The organism is Paenibacillus sp. Marseille-Q9583 (genome assembly GCF_976954365.1).
The window spans coordinates 1-19,679 of record NZ_CDRJTB010000077.1; the positions used below are offsets into that span (position 1 = coordinate 1).

At 46.5% G+C, this 19,679-nt stretch carries 12 protein-coding genes; 11 read left to right on the forward strand and 1 reads right to left on the reverse strand.

Annotated features, from left to right (window positions below):
- Nucleotides 1–249 precede the first annotated feature (249 nt).
- The 3 genes from ACWNM1_RS25835 to ACWNM1_RS25845 all read left to right on the forward strand — a co-directional run bounded on the left by ACWNM1_RS25835 (nt 250) and on the right by ACWNM1_RS25845 (nt 2,213).
- On the forward strand, nt 250–723 hold the full coding sequence (locus ACWNM1_RS25835; protein ID WP_449603189.1) for a MerR family transcriptional regulator: 474 nt from the start codon (nt 250–252) through the stop codon (nt 721–723).
- The gene (locus tag ACWNM1_RS25840; protein WP_449603190.1) at nt 707–1,132 is read left to right on the forward strand and encodes a hypothetical protein; all 426 of its coding nucleotides are present in this window, start codon (nt 707–709) and stop codon (nt 1,130–1,132) included. The genes ACWNM1_RS25835 and ACWNM1_RS25840 overlap by 17 nt, the downstream gene beginning before the upstream one ends.
- A gap of 259 nt (nt 1,133–1,391) precedes the next feature.
- Entirely contained in the window at nt 1,392–2,213 is an 822-nt protein-coding gene (locus ACWNM1_RS25845) for an acyltransferase domain-containing protein (protein ID WP_449603191.1), read from the forward strand.
- A gap of 501 nt (nt 2,214–2,714) precedes the next feature.
- Here the strand turns inward: ACWNM1_RS25845 and ACWNM1_RS25850 are convergent.
- Nucleotides 2,715–7,184 (reverse strand): helix-turn-helix transcriptional regulator, encoded by a 4,470-nt coding sequence (locus ACWNM1_RS25850; protein ID WP_449603192.1) that lies wholly within the window; start codon nt 7,182–7,184, stop codon nt 2,715–2,717.
- Nucleotides 7,185–7,612: 428 nt separating this feature from the next.
- Between ACWNM1_RS25850 and ACWNM1_RS25855 the strand changes: the two genes are divergently transcribed.
- The 8 genes from ACWNM1_RS25855 to ACWNM1_RS25890 all read left to right on the forward strand — a co-directional run bounded on the left by ACWNM1_RS25855 (nt 7,613) and on the right by ACWNM1_RS25890 (nt 19,651).
- Nucleotides 7,613–13,021 (forward strand): invasin domain 3-containing protein, encoded by a 5,409-nt coding sequence (locus ACWNM1_RS25855; RefSeq protein ID WP_449603193.1) that lies wholly within the window; start codon nt 7,613–7,615, stop codon nt 13,019–13,021.
- Nucleotides 13,022–13,282: 261 nt separating this feature from the next.
- Nucleotides 13,283–13,432, forward strand: coding sequence for a MarR family transcriptional regulator (locus tag ACWNM1_RS25860; protein WP_449603205.1), 150 nt, complete (start codon nt 13,283–13,285; stop codon nt 13,430–13,432).
- 58 nt (nt 13,433–13,490) lie between these two features.
- Nucleotides 13,491–13,862 (forward strand): iron chaperone, encoded by a 372-nt coding sequence (locus ACWNM1_RS25865; RefSeq protein ID WP_449603194.1) that lies wholly within the window; start codon nt 13,491–13,493, stop codon nt 13,860–13,862.
- A gap of 288 nt (nt 13,863–14,150) precedes the next feature.
- Complete coding sequence (locus tag ACWNM1_RS25870; RefSeq protein ID WP_449603195.1) at nt 14,151–15,920, forward strand: sensor histidine kinase; 1,770 nt, start codon at nt 14,151–14,153, stop codon at nt 15,918–15,920.
- On the forward strand, nt 15,917–16,426 hold the full coding sequence (locus ACWNM1_RS25875) for a response regulator (protein WP_449603196.1): 510 nt from the start codon (nt 15,917–15,919) through the stop codon (nt 16,424–16,426). Before ACWNM1_RS25870 ends, ACWNM1_RS25875 begins: the two co-directional genes overlap by 4 nt.
- Before the next feature lie 12 nt (nt 16,427–16,438).
- Complete coding sequence (locus tag ACWNM1_RS25880; protein WP_449603206.1) at nt 16,439–16,720, forward strand: helix-turn-helix domain-containing protein; 282 nt, start codon at nt 16,439–16,441, stop codon at nt 16,718–16,720.
- Between the two features lie 141 nt (nt 16,721–16,861).
- Nucleotides 16,862–18,043, forward strand: a complete 1,182-nt coding sequence (locus ACWNM1_RS25885) for an extracellular solute-binding protein (protein WP_081383083.1) — start codon at nt 16,862–16,864, stop codon at nt 18,041–18,043.
- A 201-nt stretch (nt 18,044–18,244) separates the two neighbouring features.
- On the forward strand, nt 18,245–19,651 hold the full coding sequence (locus ACWNM1_RS25890; protein ID WP_081383079.1) for an ABC transporter substrate-binding protein: 1,407 nt from the start codon (nt 18,245–18,247) through the stop codon (nt 19,649–19,651).
- The last annotated feature ends 28 nt before the right edge of the window (nt 19,652–19,679 follow it).

Sequence of the window (19,679 nt, forward strand, 5' to 3'; positions counted from 1 at the left end):
AGTTGTAAAAAGAAAATAGTGAACTAAACTAAAAAAAGAGTATTAGACTCGGCAAACACAATTATAGACTGGCACAGACCCCTTCCGGCTAGGCAGCTAACTGTTCCGCAAACTAAGATAATTCGGAGCAGGCGATGCTAGGCGCGGGCAACATCTCCGCTCTAGTGTCCAAAGAAGATAAAGTATTAGACTGAAAATTATCAAGAAAAGAATTGACATTGGAGTTTACTCCAATGTTATTGTAAATGTATGGAAAAACAATATTCTATAAAAGAGGTTTCACAGATCCTTGGTATTCCGAAGGATACGCTTCGGTACTATGACCGTATTGGAATCGTATCGCCGTCCCGGGAACACAATTCTTACCGTAGGTATTCGAAGGACGATCTCGTCGATTTGATGAATATTCAAATCATGCAGTATGCGGACTTTTCTCTAGAAGAAATCAAGGGGAAGTTTCAGTTCCACAGAATGCAGAGTGTAGATCCTGCTTATTACCAGAAGGTCGCTGAATTCCTTGATGCCAAAAAAGTAGAAACGCGCAAGAAAATTGCACATCTAGAAAAGGTCAGTCAGTTGCTCGACGTAGCAGTTGAAGCGCTAAGGGACTTTAATCATGAAAGTGACCAGCGACTGGCAGTGTTCGTTCGGGAGATTTACCGGGATCTTCACAGAAAGGATCCTGTAATAACTAAGGAGGATTGTGATGGACATCAAAATTAAGAATTATTATTATCTGATTGCTGGCGTTCTTGCGATACTGTTTGCCGTGACACACGCTTTGAATGGGCAATCCGTTGTACTGCCGACGCTCTTTGTGAATGATATAGCCATGGATACACGGATAATATTTAGGTATGTCTGGCACATAATCACCGCAGAGAATCTGGTCTTCGGTATTGTATTCATTATCCTGTCATTGCAAAGCGAGCGATCGAAGAATCGGTCTGCTGCATGGCTGATCGCGTCACTTCTGCTCGTTCGTCTGATGGTCATTCTTGGCATAACAGCATTTTATGATGTTTCGGCACTTTCGGATACGTTAATCGATTCGATTGCTATCCTAATCTATGTCGCGTTTATCATATTGGGCATAAGAATGAAGGGAAAAAAGTTCGGTGGTCAATCGTAACAAACTGGAAGGAAGGTTTGAAGAACTAAACTGCATTTCATCGCTGCCAGTGATTTTCAACACGCTAACGTTGAACGATAGCTCCATGACAACAGGCAGTTACACGTAAGGTTATGATAGAATATGCCTTTCTTTCAGGAACAATGCCAACTATAAATAGCATTAAACCAATTTATTGTTTTCTTCCAGAATGAAATAAAAGCTATAGGACACGGAGTTGTGGAAATGTTGTTATTATCTGATACAGGAGAATGTAAATATGAATTTAAAAGAAGTGTGTGAAAGTATTTGTTTACCAGATCAAATGAAAAGAAAAGTGTTTGACTTTGCAGGCGGATTTGATGAGAAAACATTTAAGCCTCTTTCTGCTGCCCTGTATGATCCGTCTACCTGGGAAAAGGGAGTTAAAGAACTAATAGGCGTTCTGGGAGAGGATCCAAATGGGAGTAAAATGCTCTCTTTTATGCTTGTACATGCAGTAAAGGCACATAAGGAATACGAAAAAAGAGGAATCAGCGAGACAATTTTTACGGATACGATGAAGTTTTGTACTAGATTCATTATGGAACATTACAGTGTGTATGGGACATATGCATTCACGTGGGGATGGTGGTTTCCTAGACAGATTTCACTTCATGAATTCCGAATCGGTGCACTTGAATATGAAATGATTGAGCAGAAAGAAAAGAAATTAATAAATATACATATCCCTGCTGACGCAGATATGAGGCGCGAGAGTTTGCGAACGTCATATGAGGATGCTAGAAAATTTTTTGCAGAATATTATCCGGAGTATGGTCAGTCGGATATGGTATGTGATTCCTGGCTGCTTTCTCCAGTCCTTGCTAAGCTGTTGCTAGAGAGCTCAAATATAGTCGGTTTTCAGAAGGCATTCGACTTGATGCGTGTTGACGATGCGAATGACAGCTCTATCAGATGGGTTTATGGAAGAACTGATATTCCAATACAAGAACTTCCGGAAAATACATCCTTACAGAAAAAAATCAAGGTTCGCCTGATGGAAGGCGGCAGCATTGGCGCAGCCTACGGAAGATTGCACGAAGATCCCTGGAAGGATTAATGGGAGAGGTTTAAGTATTATCTTTTGTTAAATTCAGAATGTATTGAAACAGCATCATTAAGATAACAGGGAACGTTAATGTAAGGAATGGCGCTGCATTCTTTATTAACACGACACGGCTTTCGCGTCGAACATCAATATGCTGACTGGGATAAAAAGCCGTTCTCTCCGTCATCTTCATCTATTATTAGCGCTTGTAGGAAATGTTAGGAGAGACATAATACATGCAATAGAAAAAATCCCCTCAGGTCGAGGGGATTTTTGATGATCCTAAGTTTAACAAACTTTTCGCACTAATAATTCAGATCGGTCCGAGGGACATTCGTTTTCTCCACTCATGCGAGAAGAGAACGACTAATATAAAATGTAGGATTCGTCCTTAACCTACATGTAGATAGCTCGGCGAGGCTATGTCATTTGACTCAGTACCGTTTAAGCATAAATCTCTCTGGTTCATAGATAAATGAAAGTTATGGGTAAATTCCAATAAAAGGTAATTAATCATTGACGGGTAAGCAGATTGAGCTCCTTCGCCTGGATAATGGCTTTGGTGCGTCGGTTGACTTTTAGTTTGGCAAAAATATTTTTAACATGCACTTTTACCGTTCCAATCGCGATGATCAGTTGATCGGCAATCTCCTTATTTGACAGTCCTGCCGCCAATAAGGAGAGTACCTCAAGCTCACGCTCGGTAAGAGGTTCCTCCATTATAGAAGACAAGGAAGCTGCTTCTTCTGCTGCTCCTGGATCTTTAATGGAATGCTCGGCCGTATTTTGCAGCATACAGAACAAAATTCCATTGGATGCCATAGCTTGAAGAACGGTTAGACGATCATAAGCGAACACATCGCTTGCCAGCTTATTTTCCAGGTAGAGAACACCCAGCATATTCCCGTGAACGGTTACCGGTATGCAGAGTGCAGACCTAGGCCGATGCTTCGCAATGTACGGATTATGAATCAGCCAGCTCTCCTCATCACCGATATAATGGACATGCTCTTGTGTACGAAAGACATACCGGATGATGCCCTCCGGCAAAAGAAGGCTATCATTCAGCTCTGAAGGCGAGGGGGGCGCCTGCGCTTCTGAGTCGGCATATGCCTGAATGTACAGTCCATCCTTATTATCCATCAGCAAAGCGCCCTTGCTGGCACCCGCATATCTCATAATGGTATTCATGATTTCCGCAAGCACCGTATCACTGTCCATCTGATTTGTTATCATTTGAGTGGTTTTGAGAATCGCTGCAAGATCCAGGCCGTCCAAGGAATGAGTCTCATGAAGAGCGCTGGCGGCCTCTCCAGATAACTCTACATCACTCCGGCCTGCCGGAATTGGTATAATCTCAAACGATTCATCAGCATGTTCCTCACGCTGCCAGCAGAGTAACAGATCCTCTAATTGTTTTATTTTTATTTGCGCTCCCCATTGTGTATATGCCTCAAGGGCTAATTGTAAATAGAAAATGGCTGTTGTTTCTTTACCCAAATTCCGGTAGTATCTCGCTGCGAGTTCGTTGGCAAGGCTTGTCACCTGAACATCGACTTGTTCTCTTGCTTCGCGGATGGTTTTATCATACAGTTCCTCAGCCAGTATGCCTTTACCAGAGACACGCGCATGTTCAGCCTTTAGAAGATAGTATCTGGACCGATAATTGGCTGGACTCCATGCTGCCCATTTTTTAAAGCGGCGGAGATTGCTGCTGAACCGTTTGTTCGATTGTTTCCGTTTACCGGGCGGGACAGAATCGGCCAATAGGGCAAGTGATTCATACATCAGGCATTCCGGCAAATGCGGAAGATGCGTGGCATAGGCTTCATAAGACTTCGCTTGATTTGCCCAGCGGACGGCTTCCTTATAATTACCCAGTAAATAGCTGAGTTGAGTCTTATAGGTGCTGTACTGAAATAAGGTGGTAGCCGAGGTTTCCTCCATATGTATCCGTTTCAGGAACTCTTCTTCATCAAAGCTGGTGCTGCTGAATGAATCCGGAGAAATCGTTCTTACCTGCAATGCAAGAATAAATTGCTGATACAGATAAAAGTTCTGCTTCACAAACTCATCGTTGGTTGTATCGAGAAACACCATATATTCGGTTATTGTTCTTGAGAATTCACTTAACGGCGCTCTTGTATAGAGTGAATTGATATGCGCTCCCATTGCATAGCTGGCAAACACATAATCCCCGGATTCCATTCCGAAACGAAGCGCCTTTGCCAAGTAAACATCTCCTTCACGGGCATTTCCGGCAAATTGGCAGAGTACACCGCCGAACATGGTATAAGTTTTGCTTTTAACTGAAGTAATATTGTAACGCTCGGAAAGCTCAATTCCGACCTTGCCGATAGCATAACCTTTATCAAATTTCCCCCGGGCATATCCCAAAAGCATGCTGTAAGCGGAATAGACAGCTGCGGAAACAGGGGTGTTTCCATACTTAATAGATAATTGAATGGCTCTGCACATGAGCAGAAAATAGATCTTTTTGTTCGTGAAGAAGGTGGAGGGAGTAATCGCCAGAATGAGATGCATCGCAGCAATCCGGTCTTTGTCGGACATTTCTTCCAAATGAGTGAGTCTGTCATAACGGTTATGCAGCAGTACATCGATCCGAAGCGCTTCGACTAACAGTTCGAATTTGCCCGGATTGGGCGAAATGTTAACACGATGCTCCCGCAGGCTTTCAAGACCGAGCGCAGTACCTTCCAGATATTTTCCTTGATTAATGTATTGCATAATCCGAATCATTTGCACTCTGCTCCGCTCAACTGCACTGCGAGCACGGAGAAGCAAGAAATCAATTTTTCGGTCAGAATCCACAGGATTACCGCATAAGTATTCACATTCCGCTTGCTCAGCATGCAGTTCGAAACAGAGCTCGAAGGCATTGCTCCAAGCTTCCACTGGCAGCAATTCTACCCCTTTTCTAAAATAACCTAGGGCAACGTCGTAGGCGGAGGTGGTCTTGGCACGGTTTCCCGCATCCAGATTTAATTGTATGAGCTGAAATATCTCGGCTTCTTCGGTAATTCTGTCGGAGCCTCTATTCAGATGATTGACCCTATCAAACAAGTGCTCTTCCTGCCCTGAAGTCTTCCTGTTCAAAGCTCTGCCTATTGAGATGTGGATCGCTTGTTTCGTATCATCATCAATCTGACTGTAAATCAGCTTATGAATATTATCGTGGGCAAAACGGAATGTACCCGCTTCATCTGTCACAATCATTCCTTCGGCTTCAATCTTGGGCCATTCGGGCATGACATCCCCGATCTCCCGATCGACAACGAAAGCTATCAGATCAGGGTGGAAGGTGCTTCCCACACAAGCCGCAATCTGAAGCAGCTCCTGCGCAGTGACGGGAAGACGCCGCAGCCTGTGTTCCATTAAGTCACTGATGGCATAGCTGGGCTCCTGCCCAATGACCGATCCCAAATCCCATTGCCAGCATCGATTCTCATGACTATACACTAGAATGCCGTCATCCTGCATGCGCAGCAATATTTGCTTGAAATGAAAGGGGTTGCCGTTTGATTTATGATATAGCAATTCTGTAAAAGATAGTGCAGCATCTGTTTGGCTATTCAACGTTTCCTTTGTAATATCGTTCATTTGTTCAAGGCTCAGCGGGGACAGATAAATATGCCGGATAGCTGCCTGATCGGTAACACTCCCGCCATGTTCATACCCTGGCAGTCTGTTACGGTCTATATCCTCATCGCGATATGCGCAGACAAACATCAAATATTGGCATTCCGGATCGCACAGCAGCGCATGAATTAACTGCAGTGACGAAGAATCCGCCCATTGCAAATCATCGATAAAAAGAACAAGGGGATGTTCTTTGGAAGCCAGCGCTTGAACAAATTTGCGAAAAACATAGATAAACCGTTTCTTCGATTCATTGGCCGGAAGCTCTTCGGCAGATGGCAGGGTGCCGAGTATCAGCTCGGCTTCAGGAATAATGGCGGTAATCACGTTGGCGCTTGCCCCGAGTGTTTCCTGCAGCTTTTGTCTCCACAGCTCGGACTGTTCCTTGCGTTCACCCAGCAAATGCCGCATCAATCCACGAAAGGCTTGAATAATCGGATGATATGGGCTTTCTTTCGAGATTTGCTCAAACTTTCCGGTGACATAGAAAAAATTACGGGCATGCTGATGTTTGCGGAAAACCTCGTCCATAAGGCTTGTTTTGCCGATACCGGCTTCACCAGACACATACACCATTTCTGTTGATCCGAAGCAAGCGGAATAAAAGGCCTGGGTCAGCAAGGAGATCTCATATTCCCTGCCGTGAAACCCCGGTTCCATAAAAAAGGTGTCGTGTGAATGTCCGACTTTATCTAGGTCTGCCAATAAAAAACCTGCATTTTGATAGCGGTTATCTGGATTTTTGTCGAGCAGTCTCATGACTACAGCTTCCAAGCCGTCAGGTAAATATGTCTGTTCCTGCGTCAGCGGAGGGGGGACTTGCGCCAGGTGCATATACACCCATTCCAGCGGATTGTCGGCAAGAAAAGGCAGATGTCCGGCCAATAATTCGTAGAAAATAACGCCTAAAGAGTATAGATCGCTTCGCTCATCCACTGTCCGTAACATTCTGCCTGTATTCTCAGGCGAACAATAGGCGAGTCCTGTGCCTGATATACCATAACCAGTTGGGCGCATATAACCATTGTCTGTGCGATGAAGTGCATAACCTGAATCTATTAAATAGGCTTCTTGTCCATTGGAACGAACACCGATCCGCTCCGGCCGCAAATCGAGATGAAGGATCTGCAACTGATGAAGCTGCAGAACACAAGCTACGATGGACCTGGCAAAGGTGAGAAACGCCTCTGGGTTCATGCGGTTTTGTCCATTCATCCATTCCCTGAGTGTCATCCCCGTTTCATGTGGCAGAATCAAACCGGAGTCAGGTTGTTCAAGTGATGAACTTCTGATAACAATGTCGAGCGGTTGGTTTTCTTTCATTTTTGGACACCTCTAATCTTGAACGTAGTAGCGAATACAATCTATTGTAATAGAAGATACACCTTTTTAGGTATAGGAAATTTTAAGGAATGGCTCTAATCTGGGAGTAGGATTGATGGGCTGAATTTAGAAGATAGAGAGGTCTAGGTGAATAAAAATGGAGAATGCCCTGATTGCATTTATTAGTATTTTACTTCTTGGAGTGGTTGTCTTTGCAAAGATTTGGTGGGACGGCTCCGGGATCAGTTTTAAATTTACAAAATGGTATTTTGGTATTTTTTTCATAGTGGCACTGATTGTTGGAGGAAGCACCTTTTTCGTGAGTTAATTCATTATATCGGTAAGCCCGTTCGGATTTGGTAGATAAAAGTTACATCTTACACAAGCATTTTGCGATTAATTGGGAAGTTAAGAATGGAGGATATGTAGTGGAAGGTATTAAACGATATAAGCGCTGGATCGCCATGACTCTGATATTCATGATTGTTGTAGGAATGGTCTCCGAAGGGGAGGTCTCTGCTGCAGATCCGGTAATAGTGGATCAAAAGCAGGAGAATAAAACTGGGAATATATGGGTTAATAGTGACAATCAAAGATTTCAGACCTTTACTCCTGAGACCACGGGGAATCTCAGCAGGATAGAGCTTAATATTTTCGATACCTATGGTTCAACTGGAGTCCTGAAATTGAAAATTTATGAGGAAGGGAATCTTTCGACATTGCTCGCTGAAGCGCAAGTGGCTTCCATCAGCGCAGGCTGGACGTCGGTTGATTTCTCAGGAGCATCGCCTTATTTAACGAAGGACAGGATGTATCGAATGGTTGCTTCCACGGAGTTCGGAGGCTCGGCTGGCTTCGGATGGTATGGAAGCAGCGGCAACCCGTATACAAGAGGATACTGTTCGGCTAACAATTATGACTTTTCTTTCAGAACGTACATGATAGCCGATTATTCGACATCCCCCGCATTAAGTGAGATCTCCAGTGCGGATTCCATTCTTGTAGCGGATGGAATGAGTCAGACGGCAGTGACGGTGAAGCTGAAGGATGCGCAAGGCAATGCCTTGACAGCTGGAGGAGCGACGGTAATAATAACGTCGACTTCGGGTACGGTGAGCGCCGTGACGGACAACCATAACGGGACCTATACGGCGACGCTAACGGCACCGGTAACGGTGGGGACTGCGACAGTAGGAGCCAGTGTAGGGGGCAATGCTTTGTCTAGTAAGGCAACGGTACAGTTCGTGCCGGGAGCACCGTCCAGTACAAACAGCACATTAGGAGTAGGGAATAGCTTGCTGACGGCGGACGGAACGAGTCAGACAATAGTGACGGTGAAGCTCAAGGATACGCACGGTAACGCGTTGACCGCCGGAGGGGCGGTGGTGTTGATCACATCGACATTAGGTACGGTGAGCGCTGTAACGGATAACCAAAATGGTACTTATACGGTAACGCTAACGGCACCGGTAGCGGTGGGGACTGCGACAGTAAGAGCCAGTGTAGGGGGCAGCGCATTGCCGGGAACGGCAACGGTACAGTTCGTGCCGGGAGCAGCTTCTAGTGCGAAGAGCACAATAGAAGCTGCTAATAGCTTGCTGACAGCGGACGGAACGAGTCAGACAATAGTGACGGTGAAACTCAAGGATGCGCAAGGAAATGAGTTGACGACCGGAGGGGCGACGGTAGGGATTACGTCGACTTCGGGTACGGTGAGCGCCGTGACGGACAAACATAATGGGACCTATACGGCGACGTTAACCGCACCGGTAACGGTGGGGACTGCGACAGTAAGAGCCAGTGTAGGGGGCAGCGCATTGCCGGGAACGGCAACGGTACAGTTCGTACCGGGAGCAGCTTCTAGTGCGAAGAGCACAATAGAAGCTGCTAATAGTTTGCTGACAGCGGACGGAACGAGTCAGACAATAGTGACGGTGAAACTCAAGGATGCGCAAGGAAATGAGTTGACGACCGGAGGGGCGACGGTGGTAATTACGTCAACCTCGGGTACGGTGAGCGCTGTAACGGATAACCATAACGGGACTTATACGGTGACGCTTACGTCATCGGTAACGGTGGGGACTGCGACAGTAAGAGCCAGTGTAGGGGGCAGTGCATTGGGAACGGCAACGGTACAGTTCGTGCCGGGAGCAGCTTCTAGTGCGAAGAGCACCATAGAAGCTGCTAATAGCTTGCTGACAGCGGACGGAACGAGTCAGACAATAGTGAAGGTGAAGCTCAAGGATGCGCAAGGAAATGAGTTGACGACCGGAGGGGCGACGGTGGTAATTACGTCAACCTCGGGTACGGTGAGCGCTGTAACGGATAACCATAACGGGACTTATACGGTGACGCTTACGTCATCGGTAACGGTGGGGACTGCGACAGTAAGTGCCAGTGTAGGCGGCAGTGCATTGGGAACGGCAACGGTACAGTTCGTGCCGGGAGCACCGTCCAGTGCGAACAGCAACATAGCAGTGGACAATAACTTGTTGACGGCAGACGGCACGAGTCAGACAACAGTGAAGGTGAAGCTCAAGGATGCGCACGGTAACGCGTTGACCGCCGGAGGGGCGGTAGTGTTGATCACATCGACATTAGGTACGGTGAGCGCTGTAACGGACAACCATAACGGGACCTATACGGCGATGCTGAAGGCACCGGTAGCGGTCGGAACCGCGACAGTAAGTGCCAGCGTAGGGGGCAGCGCATTGCCGGGAACGGCAACCGTCGAATTTGTGCCGGGAGCACCGTCCAGTGCGAACAGCACCATAGCGGTGGGCAACTTCTCGTTGACGGCGGACGGAATGAGTCAGACGGCAGTGACGGTGAAGCTCAAGGATGCGCATGGTAACGCGCTGACCGCCGGAGGGGCGGTGGTGTTGATCACATCGACATTAGGTACGGTGAGTGCCGTCACGGATAACCATAACGGGATCTATACTGCGACGCTAACGGCACCGGTAACAGTGGGGACTGCGACTGTAGGCGCCACAATAGACGGCAATGCACTGACTGAAAAGAAAACCGTCGAATTTATGCCTGGAATACCGTCCAGTGCGAAGAGCACCATAGCAGCAGGCAATAGCTCGCTGATAGCGGACGGCACAAGTCAGACAATAGTGACGGTGAAGCTGAAGGATGTGCAAGGAAATGCGTTGACGACCGGAGGGGCGACGGTGATAATTACGTCGACTTCGGGTACGGTGAGCGACGTGACGGATAACCATAACGGGACCTATACGGCGACACTGACGGCACCGGTAACGGTCGGGTCAGCGACAGTACGTGCCAGTGTAGGCGGCAATACGCTGACGGGTACGGCGACTGTTCAGTTTGTAGCTGGCTCACTTTCAACAGAGACTGGCATAATCGCAGCAACTGACTTTTCGCTGATAGCTGACGGAACGAGTCAGACAGCCGTAACTGTGAAGCTGAGGGATGCGCACGGTAACGAGTTGACCGCCGGAGGGGCGGTGGTGTTGATCACATCGACATTAGGTACGGTTAGCACCGTAACGGACAACCATAACGGAACCTATACGGCGACATTGACGGCACCAACAACAGTAGGGACCACGAAAATAAGTGCCTCTGTCGAAGGCAATGCGCTGGCCTCAACGGTGACGGTTCAGTTTGTACCGGGTGAAGTAAGTTCATCTCACTCCACAATTACCGCAAGTGATCTGGTAGTTCGGGCGGATGGCCAAAGCCAATCCTTGATCTCTGTGAAGCTTAAAGACGAATATGACCATCCGCTTGAGGGTAGACAGGTGCAGCTTCAAGCTCAAGATGGAAGCTCTGTCACCAAAGAAGTTTATGGATTGACCAACGGGGAGGGCCTTGCCATATTTGCGGTCAATAATGTTGTGGCAGAGAAAGTGACTTATTCTGCAAAGGAAGAAGCAAGTGGTATAGCGCTGGACCAAACGGTGAGTATTACTTTTACGTATGACCAGCCTCCTGTTATCGAACTGAAGGTTGATCCGGCGGAACCGACCTTTGGAAGTGTGAATGTCACAGTAACGGGGTCTGTATATGGTGAATTCAACCAGGTTTCCTCCATAAAATGGGCGGCAGGTAGCCGTTCGATCTCCTATTTTGATACACAGGGTATGGAAATTCAGGACCATTTCACTGTAAAGGAGAATGGAATTTATTCAGTCTATGTGGCAGATAAGGCGGGCAATGCAAATGTAAGCTTGATTGAAATCCAGAACATCGTTCCTTTGAGCAGCAATGCGGACTTGAAGGTCTGGCAGCTGATAGGACTCGGAGGGACGTTAAAGTTTGATTTTGACCCCGAGAAATCAAACAATAGTCTGGAAGTAAGCCATCCGGTGTATGGGGTGAAAATGCTTCTGACTCCCGCCGATGTATATTCTGCCGTCTATATGAACGGACTTCAGGTAGACAGTAATTCCCTAACCAGGGAGTATGCTCTTGCAACCGGCCAAAATAAGTTCGAGGTCCGGGTAAAGGCGCAGGACGATTCAATGAAAACCTACATGCTCAACGTGACACGCTTAGCCGGCTCTGATCCGGATTCAACACCAGTCCCGACGGCTCCTTCGAATCCTCAAAACCTCTCGAATCAGCCATCACTGGGCAAAATGCCTGTGATTCGGATTAATAATCAGAAAGTATCAGGGATTGTCACAGTTCAAGTAGATACGAATGGAGCAAAATCCATCGACGCTCTGCTGAATTTGGATCATCTGCGCCAGGTAATCGATTCGCTGCCTAACACTGCTGAAGCTAATCTCTCGATTTCAATCGAGGAAGGTGCAGACAATCTCGCACTAAGGCTTTCCGGTGATACAGTCCCAACTCTGGCTCGGAAAGTTGCCATGATCACGTTCATAACCCAGTACGGCCAATATCGCCTTCCACTAACTGAAATCGTAGATCGGGAGTCTGACTGGTCGAAGGATATGGAAGTTAGGATCTTGATGGGGCACGGTCTAGCGGAAGAAGGATTCCAGAAGTCTGCGAATGCTGGCGGATATCAACTGGTGATTGCTCCGATTCACTTTTCCGTCCAGATCAAGCGTAATGACAGGACTGAAGAAGTATCCACCTTCAATCATTTTGTAGAAAAAGTAATTTACCTGCCTTTGGATGCCGGTGCTGCTTCAACGGCCGTGGTTTGGGATCATAATACGGGTGTGCGTCCGGTGCCGACAGCTTTCATCACAGTGGATGGCCATCGATCTGCTGTGGTTCGGAGCTTTACTAATAGCACTTATGCAGTAATATACAAATCGCCCAAATTAACAGATATTCAGGGACACTGGGCTGAAAATGAAATTGCCAGCATGAACAGCAGATTGATCGTTCAGGGTACGGATGGGTCAGTGTTTTCACCTGAAGCCATGATTACCCGGGCTGAACTAGCTGCCATGCTGGCAAGGGCGCTTGGGCTGCCGGAAGGACGGAATCCTGCGGGTTTCGTCGATGTAAGCAGCGACAATTGGTACAGTGGCGCCGTAGAAGCATTAAGAGCCTATAGAATGATGGATGGCTTCGGGGATGGTACATTCAGGCCGAATCAAGCGGTATCCCGGCAAGAAGCGATTGTAACGATGATTCGAGTGTTACGGCTGGCGGATGCAGCGGTATTGACAAATAATAGCGGAGTACAAGCCGATTTAGACGTCTATATCGACAGTGGTCAAATTGCCGGCTGGGCAAGTGACGCTGTACAGTCAGCCATTCAATCCGGTTTGATAAAAGGGTATGGAAATGAATTGCGGCCGCAGCAGTCATTAACCCATGCCGAGACTACTGTGCTGCTGTACCGAATGCTGCTCCGAGCAGGACTGTTGAATAACTAAAGAGTATTATATAGATTGAAAAACACCCCTTCGCACAGCCGTTGGAATAAACCTCAGGTTTATCCGATGGAAGTCAAGGGGTGTTTTGGTATGACATAGGCACAAGTCAATTGCCGGAGTAAACGTCCAGCTCTATGAAGCAGCTAAGCTTGAACGTGTAGGAGGATTTGGTTTACCTGATGGAAAGGTTATTCAGAACACAATGATCCTGACTACTCCTCTTATCGCGGTAAAGGCTCGCCGTAAACCTCACTCATCAATCTGGCCAATGTATTTAATCTCCATAAAAGTACAATGAGTAGAACGATCAACGCTCTTGAAGAGAATGAGTGGATTGAACGGATTACAGATCCGGAGAACCGACGTTACGAAAAGTTGCACCGTTTCACCCCGTTAGATATGATTATCTAACGGGTTTTTATGTCACTAAGCCTGAAAAAAGGCGATTTTGAAGTTAGGAGTGATCGACATGGAGGTTTTTGCAGACTATTTAGCGCAAATTGATAACCCACAGCATCGGGAGCGAATGGAAGAAGTTTTGGCTTGGGTAACTGAGAAATTCACTGATTTAAAACCAAAAATTGCGTGGAATCAGCCTATGTTCACCGATCACGATACCTATATTATTGGCTTTAGCGTATCCAAACAACATATGGCTGTTGCGCCTGAAATCGCAGGGATTAATCATTTCTCTGATGCAATTGTACAGGCTGGCTATGATCACACCAAGCAGTTGTTACGGATTCGGTGGGATAGTCCGGTTGATTTCTCATTGCTTGAGAAAATGATCGAGTTTAACATTATGGATAAGGCAGATTGTTCAACTTTTTGGCGAAAATAAAAAATGAAGCCGTAGTTAGCCTCGATGATGAAAATATCATCGGGATTTTTTTAATTAGGAGTAAGACACTCCTACATAAAAGGTTGCTAGAAATGGAGCTAATGACTGACCTCGCCTGTCGGTATGGGGGGCGAAAATATTAGTTCTTTTTGTCGAATCCATAATTCTTTCTTAGCGGATCATTAGCAAACATGCTAATATAATGACTGAAAAGGTTGAAAGCCCTTACTTTTTTACGCATAGGGGCGATCATCTCATGTTCACATGATAAAGAGGGGAAGAGACTGCATGCGGCGGATACTGTCGATGTTAAAGTTAAATACGCTGCGAAATCAAATGTTGCTCGGTTTTCTCGCCGTCATGCTCATCATTCTGACGTTCGTTGGAGGGATTACGTTCCATTCAGTCTCGACGCTACTCAAGAACAATGCGGAGAAGCATATTCAGCAAACCGCGATTCAGGCTAACGGTCGTTTGGAAAGCGTTCTTGAACAGATCAATTCTTTGACGACGCTGGTATCGACCAACGATTATATTCAGCAACTCCTTCTACGCGATATAGAGGGTCATCCCGCTACCTTTACGGAACGGCAAGCGCTGCCATCTATTATCAATCTGGTACAAATCTACACGGACGGTATCAAATCTGTTGAGCTTTATAATAAAGACGGAGTGAGGCTGTATCCTCTCGACGGCAGCACCCTTAGGGATAAGGTGCCCGAGGATTGGATCGAAATGGCGACGAGAAAGGAAGGAAGTCTAGTCTGGTTCGGCATCGATCCACTTGATTCCACTTCGCTTGTGGCGATTCGACAGATCAGCCTTATTGATCGGCATTTCACTACTGGAGGGTATTTACTCATTCGCTCAGACCGAGACAAGTTTGCACTTAAAGAATCCTTATCCGGGGAGGGGGACGGAGAAACAGTATTACTCCTAGCTCCTGATGGGCAGTTCATCACGTCTAATGATGACAGTATTTCACAAAAGACAGCAGCAAAGCTGGTGGAGGAATCCGACGATCAGAATGTTTCTATCGGTAAGCGGTCCTTTATCGTCGTCAAACAGCGGTCTTCCGTGACAGGATGGACGTTACTCATCTTAACCCCGGTTAACGTCATCACCAAGGGGATATCGGTCTTGCGGACGACCATTGTCGTATCGGCTTTGATGGGTACCTTACTGTTCACCTTGCTTTCTTTTTTTCTATCTATACTTATTACCAGACCTGTGTTCAGGTTGATCAAAGCTATGAGAAGTACCCGTCTAGGCATCCTGAAGCCTATCGAGAACGTATCGTCCACTATGGAAATTCAGGAATTGAATTATTCCTATAACAAAATGGTTGATAATATCAACGAGCTGATCCAGTTGGTTTATGAGAAGGAGTTATCCCGGAGTCATACGGAGTTAAAGGCACTTCAAGCGCAAATTAATCCGCATTTTTTGTTCAATACACTAGATGTTCTGTACTGGTCACTGCTGGATAGGGATGAAGATCAACTGGCGGAGTATGTTGTCGCCATGTCTGATTTATTCCGCTATACGATCACCGGCTCGAGTAAAGGGGGTTGGGTGAAGTTACAGGATGAGCTCGAGCATGTAAAGCGATATTTGCTTATTATGAAGATGCGATTTGAAGATCGCTTAGAGTGGGAAATTGAGGCTCCTCTTGAATTTTCGAATGTGGAGTTACCCCGACTGTTGCTGCAGCCCCTTGTAGAGAATGCCGTATTGCATGGGGTCGAGAGCAAGATTGAACCGGGATGGATAAAGCTAACGGTTGCTGGAGATGAAGAATGGGTCACCATTACGGTGGAAGATGATGGGATGGGAATGGACGAGGAGATGCTGCGCTCTCTTGTGGAAGGGCTGGATAGCGGAAAGGTATCTTCTTCAAAAGATTCCGGCGTCGGAATCGCTAATGTGCATAGAAGGCTTCAACTATTTTTTTCGAGAGAGAATGAGCAGGGTGCGGCAATGACCATCGATAGCCAAAAAGGTCAAGGCACCCGTATAAACATCAAAATTCCTGTTCGAGGAGACAAAATGCCATGAGAAGCCGAACAATTCTTATTGTCGACGATGAACCGAGATCTAGAGAAGGAATGAAGAAAATACTAGAGGTGTGGGCAGCCGGTCATTATGAAATCCTTACGGCAAGCAATGGGATCTCGGCTATTGAAATTCTGGAGGAAATACCAGTGGAGCTCATGATATCGGACATCCGCATGCCGGGAATCAGTGGTCTTTCTTTAGTTAGCCAAATTAGGGATAAAAAAATACAGCGTCAGCCATCCGTTATTCTCATCTCCGGTCATGCCGAGTTCGAGTATGCTCAGCAAGCGATTCAGTTGTCCGTAGTTGAATATTTGCTCAAGCCAGCCAGCCGGGAAAAGCTAATCGCATCTGTGGAGAATGCCCTGAAGGCAGGGGAGGAGCAGGAACATATCGGCTTCATGCGGAAGATGGCTGATCCACAATTAATGGCCATAAGAGATGAAGATGCCGCATTAAGCGATCCGGTCCGTCAGGCGATAGACTATGTGGAAATGCATATATAAGAGGCGATCAGCCTGCAGGAAGTAGCCGGACTTGTTCATCTGAACGGGAGCTATTTCAGTTCTCTTTTCAAGGAGCAATGCCAGATGAATTTCAGCGAATACGTCGCCCGTAGAAAGTTGCAGAAAGCGAAGGAATTACTCCTGAAAACGAATCTGCCTATAGCGGAAATTGCCAGCCTTACGGGTTACCAGACGGTTAAATATTTCAACAAGCTGTTCAAGGAATACGAAAGAATGAGTCCAGGGCAGTATCGTTCTTCCATGAGGAATGGTATAGAAGCGAATATCCAATAACGGCTCGGCAAGGGGGGAATATCTACGAAGAGGATCGGATTATCCATTACTCTTTTCTTAACATTGTTGTTGATAACAACTGCTTGCAATGGGGATAAGGGGAATAGCAGCAAGAGCGACGGCGAGAAAATCACTTTAAAAATGATGCATCTATGGCCGGATAGCAATAACTCCGCGCAAAACAAAATGGTAAAAGAAATCATCAGAGAATTTGAAGAAGCTAATCCGAATATCACCATCAAGACGGAAGTTCTTGAAAATGAGCAGTATAAAAGCAAACTGAAGGTACTTGCCGCTTCTAACGATCTACCGGACATCGGATTCACCTGGGCAGCAGGCTTTATGGATCCTTATGTTAGGGGAGATAAGTTTGCAGCCGTTGATGATCTTTTACAGGATGAGTTGAAAGGAAAATTCGTAGCTGGTACGACGGAGGGGTACTCCTTTGATGGGAAGACGTATGCCCTTCCTGTCGAACTAAACATAGTTCCGGTCTACTATAATAAAGAAATATTTTCAGAATTTAATCTGCAGCCTCCCCAAACCTTGGATGATCTCAAAGCGATCATTCGAACACTGAATAACAATGGCATAACACCTGTTACTCTTGGCGGTAAGGACGGTTGGCCGGCTTCCTTCTGGTACATGTATCTAGCTGATCGTATTGGGGGACCTAACCTGATGGATAAAGCTGTTGCGGATCAGGATTTCACAGATCCTTCCTTGCTAGAGGCTGCAAGACAAGTGCAAGAGTTGGTAAACCTGAACACATTCATCAAAGGCTACAACGGATTATCCAATGATGAAGCCAAGGTACAGTTCATGAACGGTAAGTCAGCCATGTTCGTTACAGGGACTTGGGAGCTGCCAGATTTCACGACCACTACAAATATTGCCCAAGAATTTAAAGTCAACATTGGGTATTTCAAGTTCCCGACAGTTGAAGGCGGTAAAGGCAACGTGGATGATTGGGTCGGTGGTCCGGGCACTGGATTATTCGTTTCCAAAAATTCGAAGCATGCTCTGGAGGCCAAAGAATTCGTCAGCTTTTTCGTTCAAAAGTGGGGGGAGCATTCTGTTGTCAATGCAGGCGTAATCCCGGCTACCAAAGTAGATACTGCGGCCATCAAGCTACCGCAAATGTTCATTGATTTATTAAACGAGTTAAATAAGGCTAATAAAGTAACTCTTTATCTGGATACACAAATGAAGCCAGTCGCATCTACCATACACATGAATCAGATTCAGGCATTGTTCGGCGAAGCCGTCACGCCAGAAGAGTTCATCAAGAAACAGGATGACGCGCTAAAAGCGGATAAGTAATGATCAAAAATATAAACAGAGCATGGAGACATCAAGGAGTAGATCCCTTGATGTCTCTTTTTTGCGCTCTATAGAACTAAATCTAAAAATAGTGGAAGTTTTCCTAAAGAGGGTGTCCTTATGCTTAAGGATTGCAGGATCTATAATTATGTATGCGGTTACAAAAAACCGAAGTGATAATACAAAAGGGGAGGCAAAGATATGAAAAGTATGAAACGTAGTTTAGTGGGGATCTCTACATTGCTCGTGATGTCATCTGCTCTCGCAGCATGTGGTGGGAACTCGAATTCTAACTCATCTAGCTCAAGCCCAACGACTGCACCAGCAGCCAACGCTACCGAAGCTCCATCAAAAGGAACAGGCGAGAAAGTCACTATCAATCTCTGGAGCTTTACAGATGAGATACCTAATATGACCAAGAAGTATATGGAAACTCATCCGGACGCGAATGTTGAGTTCAAAACTACAGTTATTGCAACCACCGACGGCGCTTATCAACCTGCACTTGATCAGGCTCTGTCCGCTGGAGGAAAAGATGCTCCGGACATTTATGCAGCTGAATCAGCATTCGTACTCAAATATACACAAGGGGATGCATCCAGCTATGCAGCCAACTATTCTGATATGGGCCTTGATGACCAAATGGTTAAGGATGCTGGCATCGCGCAATACTCGGTTGATATCGGTAGCTTAGACGGTAAATTAAAAGCGCTCGGCTATCAAGCGACTGGCGGCGCCTTTATCTATCGCCGCTCCATTGCGAAGGATGTTTTTGGAACAGATGATCCAGCCACCATTAAAAATGAAATTGGACCAGGCTGGGATAAATTCTATGATGCAGCTGCAAAGTTGAAAGCTAAGGGATACGGCATCGTTTCTGGTGATGGCGATATCTGGCACCCGATCGAGAACAGCTCTGACAAAGGTTGGATTGTTGATGGCAAACTTCATATCGATCCGAAGCGTGAAGAGTTCCTGGATCTTTCTAAAAAGCTGAAAGACAATGGCTATCACAATGATACGACAGACTGGACGGAAGCATGGTACGCGGATATGTCCGGTGCCGGCGCCCAACCGATTTTCGGTTTCTTCGGTCCTGCTTGGCTCATCAACTACGTGATGAACGGTCAAGTAAAAGACACGAATGGCGACTGGGCGGTTTCCGAACCACCGACAGGCTTCTTCTGGGGTGGCACTTGGCTGCTTGCCAACAAAGACGTCACCAAGGACGAAGCCAAGAAACAGGCTGTTGCGGACTTTGTGAAGTGGGTTACACTCGACACCTCCGAAACGGGACTCCAACATTACTGGGCTAACGGTACGATGAAGGAAGGCGAGCAAGGTACGAAGGACAGCGTTGCATCCTCCGTTGTCATGTCGAAGTCAAACGGCGAAGTTCCACTGCTCGGCGGTCAGAACATGTTCGACGTGTTCGTACCAGCCAATGCAAACGCTTCAGGTAAGAACTTGACCCAGTACGATGAAACAATCAACAAGCTCTGGCGTGATCAAGTACGTGAATACACAGCGGGCAATAAGGACCGTGCCAAAGCGATCGAAACCTTTAAGCAACAAGTCAAAGACCAGCTTGGCATTGAAAGCGAATAAGAAGGATTCGGAGGGGCGGGGGAGTAAT